Genomic DNA, 16,597 nt, shown 5'->3' with positions numbered 1-16,597 from the left:
GGGGACATGTCTTCCCAGCACTCCATCCCCACTGCTGTCCCTTCTACTCCCGTCACCGTCACTGTCACCGTCATTGGACTCGGCGCCATGGGCCGGGCCCTGGCCGGCGCCCTGGTGAAGGCCGGTCATCCCACCACCGTGTGGAACCGCTCGCCCGGCAAGGCGGACGAGTTGGTCGCCCGGGGCGCGGTCCTCGCGGCCACGGCGCGGGAAGCCGTACTCGCCGGCGAACTGATCATCGTCTGTGTCGTCGACTACGACGCGGCGCAGGCCATCCTGGACCCCTTGGGCGACGCACTCAAGGGTCGGGTGCTGGTCAATCTCACCTCGGACCTCCCGGCGCGCTCCCGAGCCGCGGCGAACTGGGCGCAGGAACGCTCCATCGCCTATCTGGACGGCGCGGTCATGGTGCCCACCTCCCTCGTCGGAACCCCCGATGCACTGCTGTTCTACGCGGGGTCACGGGAGTCGTTCGACCGCCATGAGCCGGTGCTCAAGTCACTTGGCGGGAAGGCGGAGTTCGTCGGTGCCGACGCCGGGCTCGCAGCCGTGTACGACCTGTCCCTGCTCGACTACTTCTACGGCAGCATCACGGGGTTGGTGCACGCCTTCGCGCTGGCGAAGGCCGAGGGCGTCCGGGCCGTCGACATCGCCCCCCACCTGGACACGATCACCCGGATCCTGCCCGCCATGGCGAGCGGTTCGGCGGCCACCGGGATCGACGCGCGGAGCTATCCGGGCGAGGAGGCGAACCTGGCGATGATGGCCGTGTCGGTCGACCACATCCTGCACGCGGCCCGGGCCCGGGGTCTCGACACCTCCCATCTGGAGGCGATCAAGTCGGTGGCGGACCGCGCCGTTGCCCGCGGCCACGGCGCGGACGACTGGACGAGCACCATCGAGGCGGTGCTCAACCCCTGAGCCCGGGGCGCGGGTTTTCGTCCGCTCCCGCAGGGCGGCCCTTGCCTTGACGCCGACGTCAAGGCATACGGTCGATGTATGCGAATCGGCGAGCTGGCGGAACGCGCCGGGACCACCACCCGTACTCTGCGCTACTACGAATCACGCGGGCTGCTGCCCGCACGACGTACGGAGAACGGCTACCGCACATATGACGAGGACGACCTACGCCTCCTCCGTCAGATCCGGACCCTTCAGGACTTCGGATTCGATCTGGAGGAGACACGGCCGTTCGTCGAGTGCCTGCGGGCCGGCCATCCGGCCGGGGACTCCTGTCCCGCCTCCCTCGCCGTCTACCGCGCCAAGCTCCGCGAGTTGGACGCGCTCATCACGGAGCTCCGCTCCATCCGCACCCAGGTGGGTGCACAACTCGCCGGAGCCGAGGCACAGCAGTTGATCGGTACGGAACCACGATGCGAATTCGGAGGTTGACAGGGTGATTCGAGCAGCGGGAACCGATCTGGTGACGGACGCGGACTTCGAAACTACGGTGTTGGGGGCCGGCCTTCCGGTCCTGGTGGAGTTCACCGCCGACTGGTGCGGCCCGTGCCGCCAATTGGCGCCGGTCCTCAGCACGATCGCGAAAGAGGAGGCCGAACGGCTCACGGTCGTGCAGATCGACGTGGACAACAATCCGGAGACGACCGTTCGCTACGGCGTGCTGTCCACGCCGACGTTGATGCTGTTTCGGCAGGGCCGGCCGATCGCGTCCCTGGTGGGGGCGCGATCGGGGCGTCAACTGCGCCGGGAGTTGGCAGCCGCGCTGACGGATTGACGATCCGGGAGGGGTGACCCCGCAGCGGGGGTGCGCAGTATCGATGTGGAAGCGGTGGCAAAGGATGCCGCGGCGGTGGGAAAACGACAGATTCGGTGCATAAAAAAGCCCCGACCGTTGATATTGGCGGACGGGGTAATTCTCGGCGTATATTGAGTGGTTCCTTGTCGATCGATCGCATTCAAAAGATTGACAAGGTAAATCAATGACCACAGCGTATCGCGTCGGGAGCTGAATTGTCAACCGAGGAATTGCAGTGCGAACAGCAATTCATCGATCTCCTCCAGGAGCGCGTCACCGCGCTCCGACAGGAGGCCGAAGCCATGCTGCGAGCCACGATCGGGCAGCTCAGCACCCATGTGCAGACCAGGGTCGAACGTGAAGCGAGCATCGCCGAGCAATCGGCGGACCTCGCCGCGCTCAATGCGGTGGAATCCGGCCTCTGTTTCGGTCGGATCGATCTTCGCGACGGCATCAGCCATCACATCGGCCGCATCGGAATCCGCCGCGACGACCATGAACGCACCCCGCTCCTCATCGACTGGCGCGCCCCCGTGGCCCGCCCCTTCTACCTCGCCACCGGCTACGAGCCCATGGGATTGCGTCGCAGGCGCCACATCACCACCCGGGGCAGCACCGTCACCGCGCTCCACGACGAGATCCTCGACCTCACCGACACCACCCGCAGCGGATACGAGGACCACGACGGCGACTCCGTCCTCCTGGCCGCCCTCGGAGCGGCGCGCACCGGCCGGATGGCGGACATCGTCCAGACCATCCAGGCCGAACAGGACCGGATCATCCGAGCGCCCCGGCAACAGATCCTCGTCGTCGAGGGTGGACCCGGCACCGGGAAGACCGCCGTTGCCCTCCACCGCGCCGCCTATCTGCTGTACGCCCACCGCGAGCAACTCGCCCGCCGGGCCGTCCTGATCGTCGGACCCAACCCCGCCTTCCTCGGGTACATCGGCGAAGTGCTGCCCTCACTCGGTGAGACCGGGGTCCTGCTGGCCACGCCGGGCGAACTCTTCCCCGGTGTCCGTGCCACCGGCACGGACACGCCCGCAGCAGCCGAGGTCAAGGGGCGGATCACCATGGCCGATGTGCTCGCCCAGGTCCTGCGCGACCGTCAGACACTCCCCGAATCCTTCCCGAGCGTCGACTTCGAGGCCGAGGGGCGGGTACCGGAACCGGCCCTGGAGATCGACCACAGCGACTACGGAACCCTGTTGCTGGGCCGGGAGATGGCGTACGAGGCCCGGGACCGGGCCCGGGCCACCGGACTGCCGCACAATCTGGCCCGTCCCCACTTCGCCTTCCGGATCATCGACGCCCTCACCGAGCAACTCGCCGACCGCCTTGGCGCCGACCCCTACGGAGGCCCGAACCTGCTCGGGCCCGATGACCTCGCCCAACTCGGCAAGGAGATCGCCACCAGCCCCGAGGTGCACCACGCCATCGATCGACTGTGGCCGTCGCTGAGCCCGTTCGAGCTGGTCGCCGACTTCCTCGCCGAGCCGGACGCCCATCTGGGCGCCGACGACGCCGAACTGATCCGGCGTACGGGCGGTCCCTGGACACCGGCCGATGTGCCACTGCTGGACGAGGCCGCCGAACTGCTCGGCGTCGACGACAGCGCGGAGCGGGCCGCCGCGGAGGCGGAGCGACTGGAGCGGATCGCCTATGCCCAGGGCGTCCTCGACCTGTCAGCCGGCTCCAAGACCTACGAGTTCGAGGACGAGGAGTCCGAGGTCCTCGCCGCCCACGACATCATCGACGCCGAACGCATGGCCGAGCGCCAGGAGGAGGAGGACCACCGGAGCGCCGCGGAGCGGGCCGCCGCCGATCGCACCTGGGCGTTCGGGCACATCATCGTCGACGAGGCACAGGAACTGTCCGCCATGACCTGGCGACTGCTGATGCGCCGCTGCCCCGCCCGGTCCATGACGCTCGTGGGCGATCCGGCCCAGACCGGCGACCTCGCCGGAGTGGGGTCGTGGCGCGCCATCCTGGAGCCGTACGTGGGGGAGCGCTGGCAGCACAGCCGGCTGGGCGTCAACTACCGCACGCCCGCGGAGATCATGGCGATGGCGGCCCGGGTCCGCCGTGCCTCCAGCCCGGAGTTCGAGCCGCCCCGCTCGGTGCGCTCGACGGGTGTTCCGCCGTGGATCCGTCGGGTGCCGGATGGGGAGTTGTCCGCTGCCGTGCTGGCGGCCGTGGCCCGTGAGCAGCCGGAGGAAGGCAGGCTCGCGGTGATCGCCCCCCGTGAACTGCACGGTCGGCTGGAGTCCATCGGCGGCCCGGTGGACCTCACCCGTCCGGTCGTCCTGCTGGAGCCGCGGCAGGCGAAGGGGCTGGAGTTCGACACGGTGATCGTCGTCGAGCCCGCGCTGTTCACCGACAGCGACCTCTATGTGGCCCTCACCCGGGCGACCCAGCGACTGGGCGTGCTCCACAGCCGTGAGCTCCCCGAGGGCCTCGTCTGAACGGCCGCCGGGGGAGTGGCCCCGGGGCCCGGCTTGCGGATCGGCACCCAGCCCGTTCCGCAAACCGGCCCCTGGGCGGCACCCGTGGTCACTCGGGGCGCCACCACACCGTCGCCAGCGGCGGCAGGGTCACCTCCAGGCTCGTCGGGCGGCCGTGCGCGGGGATCGCTCGTGCCTTGCGGGGGTCGGGGGCCACCACCCCGCCGCCGCCGTAGACCGCCGCGTCCGTGTTCAGCACCTCCACCCAGGCGGCGAACTCCTCCGGCACCCCGAGGCGGTAGTCGTGCCGCACCACGGGTGAGAAGTTGCTGACGGCGAGCAGCGGTTCGCCGTCGCCGTCGTAGCGGAGGAAGGCGAACACGTTGTCGTCGGCCGCATTGCCCTCGACCCAGGCGAAGCCGCCGGGGTCGGTGTCCCGCTGCCACAGCGCGGGCACCTTCGCGTACACGGCGTTGAGGTCGCGCACGAGCAGCCGCACCCCGCGGTGGTCGGCCTCGGCGGCGTACGACGGGTCCAACAGCCACCAGTCGGGTCCGTGGCCCTCGGACCATTCGGCGCCCTGCGCGAACTCCTGTCCCATGAAGAGGAGTTGCTTGCCTGGGTGGGCCCACATGAAGCCGAGGTAGGCCCGGTGGTTGGCGCGCTGCTGCCACCAGTCACCGGGCATCTTGCTCACCAGCGACCGCTTGCCGTGCACCACCTCGTCGTGCGAGATCGGCAGGACGTAGTTCTCGCTGTACGCGTACACCATCGAGAAGGTCATCTCGTGGTGGTGGAACTTGCGGTGCACCGGCTCGTGGGCCACATAGCCCAGCGAGTCGTGCATCCACCCCATGTTCCACTTCAGTCCGAACCCGAGTCCGCCGAAGCCGCCCGGGCCCACGTGGTGGGTTGCGCGGGTGACCCCGTCCCAGGCGGTGGACTCCTCCGCGATCGTCACCACGCCCGGGCAGCGCCGGTAGACGGTGGCGTTCATCTCCTGGAGGAAGGCGACGGCGTCCAGGTTCTCCCGTCCGCCGTGTTCGTTGGGGGACCACTGGCCGGGCCCGCGCGAGTAGTCGAGGTAGAGCATGGAGGCCACGGCGTCCACCCGGATGCCGTCGATGTGGAACTGCTCGCACCAGTAGACGGCGTTGGCGACCAGGAAGTTGCGGACCTCTTTGCGCCCGTAGTCGAACTCCAACGTGCCCCAGTCGGGGTGGGCGGCCCGGGCCGGGTCCGGGTGTTCGTAGAGCGGCCGGCCGTCGAACTCGGCCAGTGCCCAGTCGTCACGGGGGAAGTGCGCCGGCACCCAGTCCATGATCACGCCGATGCCGGCGCGGTGCAGGGCGTCCACGAGGAAGCGGAAGTCGTCGGGGGAGCCCATCCGGGAGGTGGGCGCGTAGAAGCCGGTGACCTGGTAGCCCCAGGAGCCGCCGAAGGGGTGTTCGGAGACCGGCATGAACTCCACGTGTGTGAAGCCGAGGTCCTTCACATAGCGGGGCAGTTGATCAGCGAGCTGACGGTAGGTCAGACCCGGTCGCCAGGACGGCAGGTGCAGTTCGTACACCGACAGGGGGGACTCGTGCACGGGACGGTCGCCCCGGTGTGCCATCCACTCCTCGTCCCGCCACACGTGGTGGGACTCGGTGATCACGGACGCCGTCGCCGGCGGGACCTCCGCCTGGCGGGCCATCGGGTCGGCCCGCACCGTCGTGGAGCCGTCGGGACGCATGATCCGGAACTTGTACAGCGCACCCGCGCCGATTCCGGGCACGAAGAGCTCCCACACGCCCGTCGCACCGAGGGACCGCATGGGGTGTCCGGTGCCGTCCCAGTACGAGAAGTCGCCGAGCACCTGCACGCCGCGGGCATTGGGGGCCCAGACGGTGAACCGGGTCCCGCTGACGCCTTCGTGGACCATCGGATGGGCACCCAGCGCCCGCCACAACTCCTCGTGCCTGCCCTCCCCGATCAGATGGAGGTCGAGATCGCCGAGCGCGGGCAGGAAGCGGTACGGGTCGTGGACCTCGACCTCCTGCTCCCCGCCTTCGGCCGCGTAACCCACGAGCAGTCGGTAGTCGGGGACGGTGCGCATGGGGAGCACGCCCGAGAACAGTCCGTCCCCGTCCGCCGAGAGTTCGGCCCGCAGCCCCTTGGCGAGCACGGTCACCGTCTTCGCGTACGGGCGCAGCACCCGCAATTCGACGCCGGCCCGGCCGACGCGGGCCCCGAGGAGCGCGTGCGGGTCGTGGTGGCCGCCGCTCAGGAGCCGTTCGCGGTCCTCGGGGGCGAGCGGTCTGGCGGCGCCGACGCCACGGCCGGCACCCGATGAACGCCCACCCGGGGCCGCGGTCCCCTTCTTGGCCTTGGTCTTCGTCTGCCGGGCCGATCGGGCGGTGGTCGCGGTGGGCGGCTCGGTCGGGGACGGGGATGTGCGCGACGGGGGGCGGGCGGTCACGGGGATGGGCCTCCTTGGCTGGCTGACTGGCTTGCTGGGCGGGCGACGGAACGGGCGGGGGGTCAGGCGAGGGCGGCGAGCCGTTCGATCGCGGCCATGGGCACGGGCAGCCAACCCGGTCGGTGCCGGGCCTCGTACACGACCTCGTACACGGCCTTGTCCGTTTCGTAGGCGCGCAGCAGTTCGGGTTCGGCGCGGGGGTCCTCGCCCGAGCCCGTCGCGTACCCCTCGCAGTAGGCGTCCCGGCACCGCTCGGCCCAGGCCGGGTTCCAGGGGCTGTGGGAGCGGGCCGCGTAGTCGAAGGAGCGCAGCATTCCGGCGATGTCCCGCACGGGGGGCTGCGGGCTGCGGCGTTCGCCGATGGGGCGGGCCGGCTCACCTTCGAAGTCGATCACCGACCAGTGCCCGGTACCGGTCGCCGCGTCGGCCGGCGGGTGGACCAACTGCCCGGTGGACGCCAGCGGCGCACTGGTGGGCGCGCTCCCCGACCCGGGAGCGGGCGAGGCCCGGCCGCCGCGCTCCGCGGGTTGGTAGAGGGCCTGGCCCAGATGGAGGTCGCCGTGCACCCGTTGCGCCCGCCAGGTCCGACCGCGCCGACCGAGTGCCGCGACCGCGTCGAACGCCGTGCCCAGCCGGGGTGCGTAGGGCAGCAGGGCGGGGACCGCCCGGGCCGCCTCGTTCAGTCGGCGGTGCATCGCCCGGGCCAGGTGCTCGGTGTGCTCGCGGCGCAGCAGTACGGTCGGCAGCGCGTCGGCGAGCGCGGTGTGGACTTCGGCGGTCACCCGGCCCAGTGCCCGGGCCTCGCCGGTGAACGGCCGTCCCGCGGCCAGTGCGTCGAGTGCGAGTCGCCAGCCGTCCTGGGAGCCGCGCAGATAGGGCTGGAGCACCCCGAGGGTGTGCGGCTGCGGTGCGGTGGACTCGTACCAGGCGACGGGTACGGGGACCCGTCCGCAGCCCGCCCTGGCCAGTGCGAGGGGCAGTTCCAGATCGGGGTTGGGGCCGGTCTGGACGCGGCGGAAGACCTTGAGGATGTAGTCGTCCCCGTAGATCAGCGAGGAGTTGGACTGCTCGGCTTCGAGCGGTCGTGCGGTGAGGTTCCCGGGGACGGCCGGGGCCCGGTCGAAGCGCGAGAACCGCAGGGTGCCGAGGGTGCCGGGGGTGCGCAGCCGTTCCAGGACGAGTTCGGCGAGCCGGGGGTCCTGGAGGCCCTCGTAGACCGTCCGTCCGGCCAGCGGCCCGTTTGTGGGGCGGCCGATCAGTGCGGGCGCGAGGCGCGGTGGCAGTGTGTCCCGCACGCCGAGCAGCAGTTGGTAGCAGTCCCTGGTGCCGCCTGGGGGCGGTCCCGGTTGTTCGACCTCCACGAGCAGGTGCACGAGCCCCGGGCCGGGGCCGGCCAGCGGGAGGAGTTCGGTCGCGCAGACGAGCGAGACACCGGTGACGGGGTGGCCCTTGCCGGCGAACCAGCGCTGATGGGGCAGCCAGTCGAGTAGGAGCGGCACGAGGGAGGGGAGGAGCGCCACAGGAGTACGAGTGGATGCAGCCTCCGCCATGGAATCGCGTCCTTTCCCCGATTTGTGCGGTTCGCACCCTTTTCGCACCTAATGGGGGAAGTCTCCCGGATCATGGCGTTGACTGTCGGGCGGCACGCGGGAACGGGCGGCAGAGTGCCCGACCCGGGACGCGGGAATCCGCCCGGCAGGCGGTACGCACGGCGAGCAGGGCCGCGCCGATTCGTCGAGGGCCCGGGCCACGCGCTCGGGGGCGGGCGGGACTGAACGGCGGGCGGGGGTCAGGGACGGCAGGTCGGCTCGGGCCCGTGGGCACTCGGCCGTGGAACCCACCGTCCCCGCAGTTCAGACGGCCGCGGGGGCGGCCGTCACCGCCCGGTCAGCGGCGGAGTCCTTCCTGAGCCGGAACCAGTAGAACCCGTGCCCGCCCAGGGTCAGCAGATACGGCCACTGACCGACCGAGGGGAAGCGCACCCCGCCGATCAGCTCCACCGGATGCCGCCCCGCGAACTCCCGCAGGTCCAACTCCGTCGGCTGGGCGAACCGGGAGAAGTTGTGCACGCACATCACCAGGTCGTCCTGGTACTGCCGGGTGAAGGCCAGCACCGCCGGATTGGACGAGGGCAGTTCGGTGTAGGCGCCGAGCCCGAAGGCAGGGTTCTGCTTGCGGATCTCGATCATGCGCCGGGTCCAGTGCAGCAGCGAGGACGGGCTGCTCATCGACGCCTCCACATTGGTGACCTGGTAGCCGTAGACCGGATCCATGATGGTCGGCAGATAGAGCCGACCGGGGTCACAGGAGGAGAAGCCCGCGTTCCGGTCGGGCGTCCACTGCATGGGGGTGCGCACCGCGTCCCGGTCGCCGAGCCAGATGTTGTCGCCCATGCCGATCTCGTCCCCGTAGTAGAGGATCGGCGATCCGGGCAGGGAGAGCAGCAGGGCCGTGAACAGTTCGATCTGGTTGCGGTCGTTGTCCAGCAGGGTGGCGAGCCGCCGACGGATGCCGATGTTGGCCCGCATCCGCGGGTCCTTCGCGTACTCCGCGTACATGTAGTCACGCTCTTCGTCCGTGACCATTTCGAGCGTCAACTCGTCGTGGTTCCGCAGGAAGATCCCCCACTGACAGCTCGCGGGGATGGCCGGGGTCTTGGCGAGGATTTCCGAGACCGGGTAGCGGGACTCGCGACGCACGGCCATGAAGATCCTCGGCATCACCGGGAAGTGGAAGGCCATATGACACTCGTCGCCGCCCTTGGCGTAGTCGCCGAAGTAGTCGACGACGTCCTCCGGCCACTGGTTGGCCTCGGCGAGCAGGACCGTGTCGGGATAGTGGGCGTCGATCTCCTCGCGCACCCGCTTGAGGAAGGTGTGGGTGGCCGGGAGGTTCTCGCAGTTGGTGCCCTCCTCCTGGTAGAGGTAGGGAACCGCGTCCAGCCGGAAGCCGTCGATGCCCAGGTCGAGCCAGAACCGCAGGGCCGACACGATCTCCTCCTGGACCGCCGGGTTCTCGTAGTTGAGGTCCGGCTGGTGGGAGAAGAAGCGGTGCCAGTAGTACTGCTTGCGCACCGGGTCGAAGGTCCAGTTCGACGATTCGGTGTCGACGAAGATGATCCGGGCGTCCTCGAACTGCTTGTCGTCGTCTGCCCAGACGTAGTAGTCGCCGTACGGGCCGTCCGGGTCCGCGCGGGACTGGAGGAACCAGTCGTGCTGGTCGCTCGTGTGGTTCATCACGAAGTCGATGATCACGCGCATACCGCGCTGGTGCGCCGCGTCCACGAACTCCACGAAGTCGGCGAGATCGCCGAACTCCGGCAGTACGGAGGTGTAGTCGGCCACGTCGTAACCGCCGTCCCGCAGGGGGGACTTGAAGAACGGCGGCAGCCAGAGGCAGTCGACCCCCAGCCACTGGAGGTAGTCGAGTTTGGCGGTGAGGCCCTTGAGGTCGCCCACCCCGTCCCCGTTGCTGTCCTGGAAGGAACGCACGAGGACTTCGTAGAAGACCGCCCGCTTGAACCAGTCGGGGTCGCGGTCCTTGGCGGGGGTGTCCTCGAACAGGTCGTGGACGGGTTCGTTGACGATCATGATGTGGGTGACCCTCCGATCGGCGGGGACGGTCGCAGAACAGCGATGTGCGCGGGCCTGCGGCCCGGCTCTAGGCGCACGTACGAGGCTCTGCCCCAGTGATAGGTCTCGCCGGTGAGCTCGTCGCGCACCGGGGCGGTCTCGTGCCATGCGAGGCCGAGTCGCGGCATGTCCAACGAGACCGTGGCCTCCTGGGTGTGGTGGGGGTCGAGGTTGACCATCACGATCACCGTGTTCGAGCCGGAACGTTTCGAGTAGGCGATCACCGCGTCGTTGTCGGTGTGATGGAAGTGGATGTTCCGCAGCTGTTGCAGTGCGGGATTGCGACGCCTGGTGCGGTTGAGTGCGGTGATCAGCGGGGTGATCGTGCGGCCCTCGCGCTCGGCCGACTCCCAGTCGCGCGGACGCAACTGGTACTTCTCCGAGTCCCGGTACTCCTCGCTCCCCTCCCGCACCGGAGTGCCCTCGCAGAGTTCGAACCCGGCGTACATGCCCCACGACGGGGACAGCGTCGCGGCAAGCACCGCCCGCGCCTCGAACGCCGGTCGGCCGCCCTGCTGGAGGTGGACGGGGAGGATGTCCGGGGTGTTGACGAAGAAGTTCGGGCGCATCACCGAAGCCGACTCACCGGCCAACTCGGTGACGTACTCGCTCAACTCCTGCTTGGACGTGCGCCAGGTGAAGTACGTGTACGACTGCTGGAAGCCCACCGACGCCAGGGCGCGCATCATCGCAGGCCGGGTGAACGCCTCGGCGAGGAAGATCACGTCGGGGTCGGTTCCGTTGATGTCCGCGATCACCTGCTCCCAGAAGACGACCGGTTTGGTGTGGGGATTGTCGACCCGGAAGACGCGTACCCCGCGGTCCATCCAGAAGCGCAGCACCCGGACCGACTCGGCCACCAGACCGGGCATGTCCGCGTCGAAGAAGACGGGATAGATATCCTGGTACTTCTTCGGCGGGTTCTCCGCATAGGCGATCGAGCCGTCCGCGCGATGACGGAACCACTCGGGGTGCTCCTGCACCCAGGGGTGGTCGGGGGAGCACTGGAGGGCGAAGTCCAGGGCCACTTCCAGACGCAGCGCGCGGGCCGCGACCATGAAGTGGTCGAAGTCGGCGAGGGTCCCGAGATCGGGGTGGACCGCGTCGTGACCGCCGTCGGGGGAGCCGATCGCCCAGGGGACGCCCACGTCGTGGGCGCCGGGGGAGAGGCTGTTGTTGCGGCCCTTGCGGAAGGTCGTGCCGATGGGGTGGACGGGCGGGAGGTAAACCACGTCGAAGCCCATGGCCGCGATTGCGGGCAGCCGTTCGGCGGCCGTGCGGAACGTGCCGGACCTGGGAGCCCTGCCCCGGGTGACCTTCGCGCCCTCGGAGCGGGGGAACATCTCGTACCAGGAGCCGTACAGCGCCCTGCGCCGCTCGACGACCAGGGGCAGCGGCTCGGAGGCGCTGACCAGTTCCCGCAGCGGATGGCGGCCGAGGGCGGCCACCGCGTCGGGGGCGAGCGCCGCGGCGAGCCTGGCGGCGGCCGAACGCCTGCCGTCGCGCAGTCCGTCCACGGCCGCGAGCACCGCTTCCCTGCCGTCCTTCTTGGGCACTCCGCCCGCGGCCCGCTCGTACAGTTCGGCGCCCTCGGCGAGGACGAGCGCGGTGTCGATGCCCGCCGGGATCTTGATCCTGGCCTCCCGCAGCCAACTGGCGACCGGATCGCTCCACGCCTCGACGCAGAAGCTCCAGCGCCCTTCGGCCTGCGGGGTGACCTCGGCGCCCCAGCGATCGGTGCCGGGGGCGAGTTCGCGCAGCGGGGTCCAGGGGCCGGGCCGGCCACCGGGATCGCGCAGGACGACATTGGCGGCGACGGACTCGTGTCCCTCGCGGAACACGGTGGCGCTGACCTGGAAGGTCTCGCCGACGACGGCTTTCGCGGGTCTTCTGCCGCCGTCGACTTGGGGACTCACGTCCAGAACGGGGATACGACCGATCATGGGCTCACCTGAGGGCTGTGCGGGCAGGACAGGATGAGAGCTCGGGAACATCGCGCTGAATCTATGTAATTCACCAGATTTGCGACTTTGCATGAACTTTCTCGCTATTTGTAGTCCTGGACTGAACCTCTGCGGGCCGTGGGACCGGCCGCCCCAGTCCGCGTTCACCCGGTGGGCGGAAGGACCGGGCTGCACGGGACCACCGCCCTCCGGCGCGGGCACGCACTCCCTCCCCGGGGCTCCGGCCGGCCGGTCGGTGGATGGCTACGCGCCGCGGCCGTCCGCCACGGGCACGCGCGGCCCGTCCGGTACCGGATGCCGGCGCGGGCGCACCGGCTGAGCCTTTCCGGGTTCGGAGCGGACAACCGGTCATTTCCCGCCGAACGGGAGCACCGCGGCGCGCGCCCGGCGCAACCACCCGCCCGTACGGGGCCTCTCCGCCCCGCCGTGCACGATCCCCCTACCGTCGTTCGGTGACGGACCGACGGCCACACCGTCGTGCGTCCCGTGGGATGCGCACCTGCCCTGCGAAGGTGGGACCCGTGAAGGCCATTCGTCGATTCACCGTCCGCCCCGTCCTCCCCGAACCCCTCCGCCCCCTCAGCGACCTCGCACGCAATCTGCGCTGGTCCTGGCACACCGAGACCCGTGACCTCTTCCAGGCAGTCGACCCCCAGGGCTGGCAGGCGGCCGGGGGCGATCCCGTGCGGCTGCTCGGCTCCGTCTCCGCAGCCCGACTCGCCGAGCTCGCCGGGGACCGGCGATTCCTGCGCCGACTGACCGCCATCGCCGACGACCTGGACGAATATCTGCACGGCCGCAGGTGGTACCAGACCCACAGCCCCGAAGACCCCCACCGCGGTGGCCTCGATCCTGTCGCAGGGCGCGCCGAGACCCCGTTCCCGAAAGCCGTCGCCTACTTCTCCCCCGAGTTCGGCGTCACCGCCGCCCTCCCCCAGTACTCGGGCGGCCTCGGCATCCTCGCCGGGGACCACCTCAAGGCCGCCAGCGACCTTGGCGTACCACTGATCGGGGTGGGACTGCTCTACCGGCACGGGTACTTCCGCCAGTCCCTGTCCCGGGACGGCTGGCAGTTGGAGCACTATCCGGTGCTCGACCCCGACGAACTTCCCGTCACCCTCCTGCGCGAACCGGGCGGCGAGCCCGCCCACATCCGCCTCGCCCTGCCCGGCGGACGCACCCTGCGCGCCCACATCTGGGTGGCCCAGGTCGGTCGCGTACCCCTGCTGATGCTCGACTCCGACGTCGAAGAGAACGCACCCGGCGAACGGGACGTCACCGATCGCCTCTACGGCGGAGGCGGGGAACACCGCCTGTTGCAGGAGATGCTGTTGGGGATCGGCGGTGTGCGGGCCCTGCGCCTCTACTGCCGACTCACTGGCCACCCGGCACCCGAGGTCTTCCACACCAACGAGGGACACGCCGGGTTCCTCGGCCTCGAACGCATCCGAGAACTCGGCCAGGCCGCCGAAAAGAGCGGTCAGGGACTGGACTTCGACGCCGCGCTGGAAGCCGTGCGCGCCGGAACCGTCTTCACCACCCACACCCCTGTCCCCGCCGGCATCGACCGCTTCGACACCGAACTCATCGCCCGCCACTTCGGCGAGCGCGCCGAACTGCCCACCGTGCCCCTGGACCGCATCCTGGAACTCGGCCGGGAGAGCTACCCCGGCGGCGAACCGCGCCTGTTCAACATGGCCGTCATGGGTCTGCGCCTCGCCCAGCGCGCCAACGGGGTCTCCACCCTGCACGGAGCCGTCAGCCGGCAGATGTTCGCCGGACTGTGGCCCGGCTTCGACGACGACGAAGTCCCCATCACCTCCATCACCAACGGGGTCCACGCACCCACCTGGATCGCCCCCCAGGTGCTGCGGCTCGCGGTCCGACGCATCGGCGCCGGGCGGGCCGAGGACGCGCTCTCCTCGGGCGCGTCCGAACGCTGGGACTCCGTCGCCGGCATCCCCGACGCCGATGTGTGGGAACTCCGCCGCGAACTGCGCGAACAACTCGTCGGCGAGGTCCGACGCCGACTGCGCGCCTCCTGGCGACAGCGCGGCGCTGGCGCCGCCGAACTCGGCTGGGTTGACTCCGTGCTCGACCCCGAGGTGCTGACCATCGGCTTCGCCCGACGCGTCCCCTCGTACAAGAGGCTCACCCTCATGCTGCGCGACCGCGAACGGCTGCGCGAACTCCTGCTGCACCCCACCCGCCCCGTGCAGATCGTCGTCGCAGGCAAGGCCCACCCGGCCGACGACGGCGGCAAGCGGCTGGTCCAGGAACTCGTGCGGTTCGCCGACGACCCCCGGGTGCGACACCGCATCGTCTTCCTGCCCGACTACGGCATGGGCATGGCACAGAAGCTCTACCCCGGGTGCGATGTCTGGCTCAACAATCCGCTGCGCCCGCTGGAGGCCTGCGGCACCAGCGGAATGAAGGCCGCGCTCAACGGCGGACTCAACCTGTCCGTGCTCGACGGCTGGTGGGACGAGTGGTACGACCCCGACTTCGGCTGGGCCATCCCCACCGCCGACGGCTCGGCCACCGGTGAGGAGCGCCGCGACGACCTGGAGTCCGCGGCACTGTACGAACTCGTCGAGAACCGTGTTGCGCCCCTGTTCTACGAGCGGGGTCCGGAGGGAGTGCCACGGCGCTGGACCGAAATGGTCCGCCGCACCCTGGCCGTCCTCGGCCCCAAGGTGCTCGCGGGCCGGATGGTCCGGGAGTACGTGGAACGGCTGTACGTACCGGCGGCCCGGGCGCATCGGCTGCTGGACACCGACACGGCCCGCGAACTCGCCGACTGGAAGCACCGCATCCGGGGCGCCTGGTCACGGGTCGAGGTCGACCACGTGGAGACGCTGGAACAGAGCACCGACGGGCGGGACGTGGAGTTGGGCGCCACGTTGGTGCTGCGCGCCAGGGTCGCGCTGGGCGAACTGCACCCCGAGGACGTGGAGGTCCAGGCCGTGGCGGGCCGGGTCGACGCGGACGACGCCATCGGCGACGCCCGCACCTCACCCCTCAAACCGGTCGGAGGCGGTCCGGACCTGGAGGGCCGCTGGATCTACGAGGGCCCCCTGACCCTGGCCCACACGGGCTCCTTCGGCTACACGGTCCGCGTCCTGCCGGCCCACCGCCTCCTGGCGTCCGGCGCCGACCTGGGATTGGTGGCCCTGCCGACCCAGACCGCGGCGGAGGCGGGCGTACTCCTGCGCTGACGTGGAAGGCCGCACCCCCCGGGGGGCGCGGCCTTCCACGACCCGCACGAGGACCGACCGGGAGCGCCGCGGCACGGAGAGCGGCCGCACTCCCGGGTCACACCGGTACGGGGGACTGCTCCGGATCACACCGTCCCCCCGCCCGACAGCCACCCCCACAGGTCGTCCGTCACCAGGGCCCCGCTGGTCGACGGATCGGCATCGAGCGCGCCCAGCCCCAGGCGGTAAACCGATGTCCGGTCCCTTCCATGACGGCGCATCAGAAAGCCGGACCCGCCGCTGTCGTCGCCGACGAGCACCCAGTGGGGTGCGTACGCGCCCACCTCGAAGGTGGCGTTGCGCTCGGTGATGGCGTCCGGGCCGTAGATGTGGACCCCGTTCGGGAGCAGTACCCCGGGGGTCGTGCGCCACAGGCGGGCCACGGTGGGGTTGGGGCCGTCCCCCAGGCCGTTCGCCAGGGCGGTTTTGACGCTGAGGAAGCCGGCGAAGCTCTGGGCGGTCTCCTCCTCCTCGCCCGTGAAGTGGTCCCGGCGCACCACCGCGTACTCCTGGCCCACGGGTCGGTCGAGGGCGAAGGCGTAACCGTCGCCGCCGTCCGGCTCGTCGTAGAAGGAGAGCCGGTCGCCGTGGAGCCGACCGGGTGCGATGAGGGATTCGTACGCGTCGCCGTGGTCGTCGGGCACGATTGTCGCGATCTCCGAGCCGTGCAGGCTGCCCGTCCCATAGGTGGAGAGCCACCAGCGGTAGGACCCGGGCAGCCCGCCCACAAGGGACTCCGCCGCACGGATCGCGGGCTCGGGGACGCCTCGGGACGGGGTGGCCCTGACGGCGGGCGACCCTTCGACCAGTTGGCGCAGCAGGGTGAGATCGGGCTCCATGGGGTGAGTGTGTCAGCCGGCCATCGGTCCACGGAGGTGCCCGTACGGCTGTCAAGTCGGTGCTCCCCGCCAGATCCATGGTCCGCTTCGCGTCAACTTCTGTGGTGGACGTGGTGTGTGAGGTGTTCGGGAAGGGCTGGCCAGGGGGCGAACCATGGGGATTCGGCATCAATCGGAGGTGCACCCTCCGTGATGGGTCCCCTTGACCCCTTCTGGGGGCGGTCCTAGCGTCCACTCCGCGCTT

The 16,597-nt window shown here is 70.3% G+C and carries 10 protein-coding genes; 5 read left to right on the top strand and 5 right to left on the bottom strand.

Going from position 1 to position 16,597, the window contains the following annotated elements:
* Positions 1-6 precede the first annotated feature (6 nt).
* From ABZ348_RS21670 to ABZ348_RS21655, 4 genes are all read left to right on the top strand, one after another.
* Positions 7-921 (top strand): NAD(P)-binding domain-containing protein, encoded by a 915-nt coding sequence (locus tag ABZ348_RS21670; protein WP_358935413.1) that lies wholly within the window; start codon positions 7-9, stop codon positions 919-921.
* Between the two features lie 78 nt (positions 922-999).
* Complete coding sequence (locus tag ABZ348_RS21665; protein ID WP_358935411.1) at positions 1,000-1,392, top strand: MerR family transcriptional regulator; 393 nt, start codon at positions 1,000-1,002, stop codon at positions 1,390-1,392.
* Between the two features lie 4 nt (positions 1,393-1,396).
* Positions 1,397-1,735 (top strand): thioredoxin domain-containing protein, encoded by a 339-nt coding sequence (locus ABZ348_RS21660; protein WP_358935409.1) that lies wholly within the window; start codon positions 1,397-1,399, stop codon positions 1,733-1,735.
* 272 nt (positions 1,736-2,007) lie between these two features.
* Positions 2,008-4,221 carry a UvrD-helicase domain-containing protein gene (locus ABZ348_RS21655; protein ID WP_358935491.1) on the top strand — a complete coding sequence of 738 codons (2,214 nt, stop codon included), beginning with the start codon at positions 2,008-2,010 and terminating at the stop codon, positions 4,219-4,221.
* Positions 4,222-4,309: 88 nt separating this feature from the next.
* Here ABZ348_RS21655 and glgB read toward each other — a convergent pair whose 3' ends face one another.
* The 4 genes from glgB to ABZ348_RS21635 form a co-directional block, all read right to left on the bottom strand.
* Positions 4,310-6,661, bottom strand: coding sequence for a 1,4-alpha-glucan branching enzyme (gene glgB / locus ABZ348_RS21650; RefSeq protein WP_358935407.1), 2,352 nt, complete (start codon positions 6,659-6,661; stop codon positions 4,310-4,312).
* Positions 6,662-6,723: 62 nt separating this feature from the next.
* Complete coding sequence (locus ABZ348_RS21645; protein WP_358935406.1) at positions 6,724-8,211, bottom strand: maltokinase; 1,488 nt, start codon at positions 8,209-8,211, stop codon at positions 6,724-6,726.
* Positions 8,212-8,514: 303 nt separating this feature from the next.
* Entirely contained in the window at positions 8,515-10,251 is a 1,737-nt protein-coding gene (gene treS / locus ABZ348_RS21640; RefSeq protein WP_358935404.1) for a maltose alpha-D-glucosyltransferase, read from the bottom strand.
* The gene (locus ABZ348_RS21635; protein ID WP_358935402.1) at positions 10,248-12,236 is read right to left on the bottom strand and encodes an alpha-1,4-glucan--maltose-1-phosphate maltosyltransferase; all 1,989 of its coding nucleotides are present in this window, start codon (positions 12,234-12,236) and stop codon (positions 10,248-10,250) included. Before ABZ348_RS21635 ends, treS begins: the two co-directional genes overlap by 4 nt.
* A 542-nt stretch (positions 12,237-12,778) precedes the next feature.
* Between ABZ348_RS21635 and glgP the strand changes: the two genes are divergently transcribed.
* The gene (gene glgP, locus ABZ348_RS21630; RefSeq protein ID WP_358935401.1) at positions 12,779-15,475 is read left to right on the top strand and encodes an alpha-glucan family phosphorylase; all 2,697 of its coding nucleotides are present in this window, start codon (positions 12,779-12,781) and stop codon (positions 15,473-15,475) included.
* Between the two features lie 125 nt (positions 15,476-15,600).
* Here the strand turns inward: glgP and ABZ348_RS21625 are convergent, their stop codons facing one another.
* Positions 15,601-16,353 (bottom strand): hypothetical protein, encoded by a 753-nt coding sequence (locus tag ABZ348_RS21625; RefSeq protein ID WP_358935399.1) that lies wholly within the window; start codon positions 16,351-16,353, stop codon positions 15,601-15,603.
* Positions 16,354-16,597 lie beyond the last annotated feature (244 nt).

It is taken from the genome of Streptomyces sp. NPDC005963, assembly GCF_040638655.1.
Taxonomy (GTDB): domain Bacteria; phylum Actinomycetota; class Actinomycetes; order Streptomycetales; family Streptomycetaceae; genus Streptomyces.
Note: the sequence above shows the minus strand (reverse complement) of the source record. Positions and strands in the feature narration are given on the sequence as shown.

Excerpts from the sequence above, each read along its gene's own strand:
- ABZ348_RS21670 (WP_358935413.1), top strand. The coding sequence starts at position 7 with ATGTCTTCCCAGCACTCCATCCCCACTGCTGTCCCTTCTACTCCCGTC.
- ABZ348_RS21665 (WP_358935411.1), top strand. The coding sequence starts at position 1,000 with ATGCGAATCGGCGAGCTGGCGGAACGCGCCGGGACCACCACCCGTACT.
- ABZ348_RS21645 (WP_358935406.1), bottom strand. The coding sequence starts at position 8,211 with ATGGCGGAGGCTGCATCCACTCGTACTCCTGTGGCGCTCCTCCCCTCC.
- treS (WP_358935404.1), bottom strand. The coding sequence starts at position 10,251 with ATGATCGTCAACGAACCCGTCCACGACCTGTTCGAGGACACCCCCGCC.
- ABZ348_RS21635 (WP_358935402.1), bottom strand. The coding sequence starts at position 12,236 with ATGATCGGTCGTATCCCCGTTCTGGACGTGAGTCCCCAAGTCGACGGC.
- ABZ348_RS21625 (WP_358935399.1), bottom strand. The coding sequence starts at position 16,353 with ATGGAGCCCGATCTCACCCTGCTGCGCCAACTGGTCGAAGGGTCGCCC.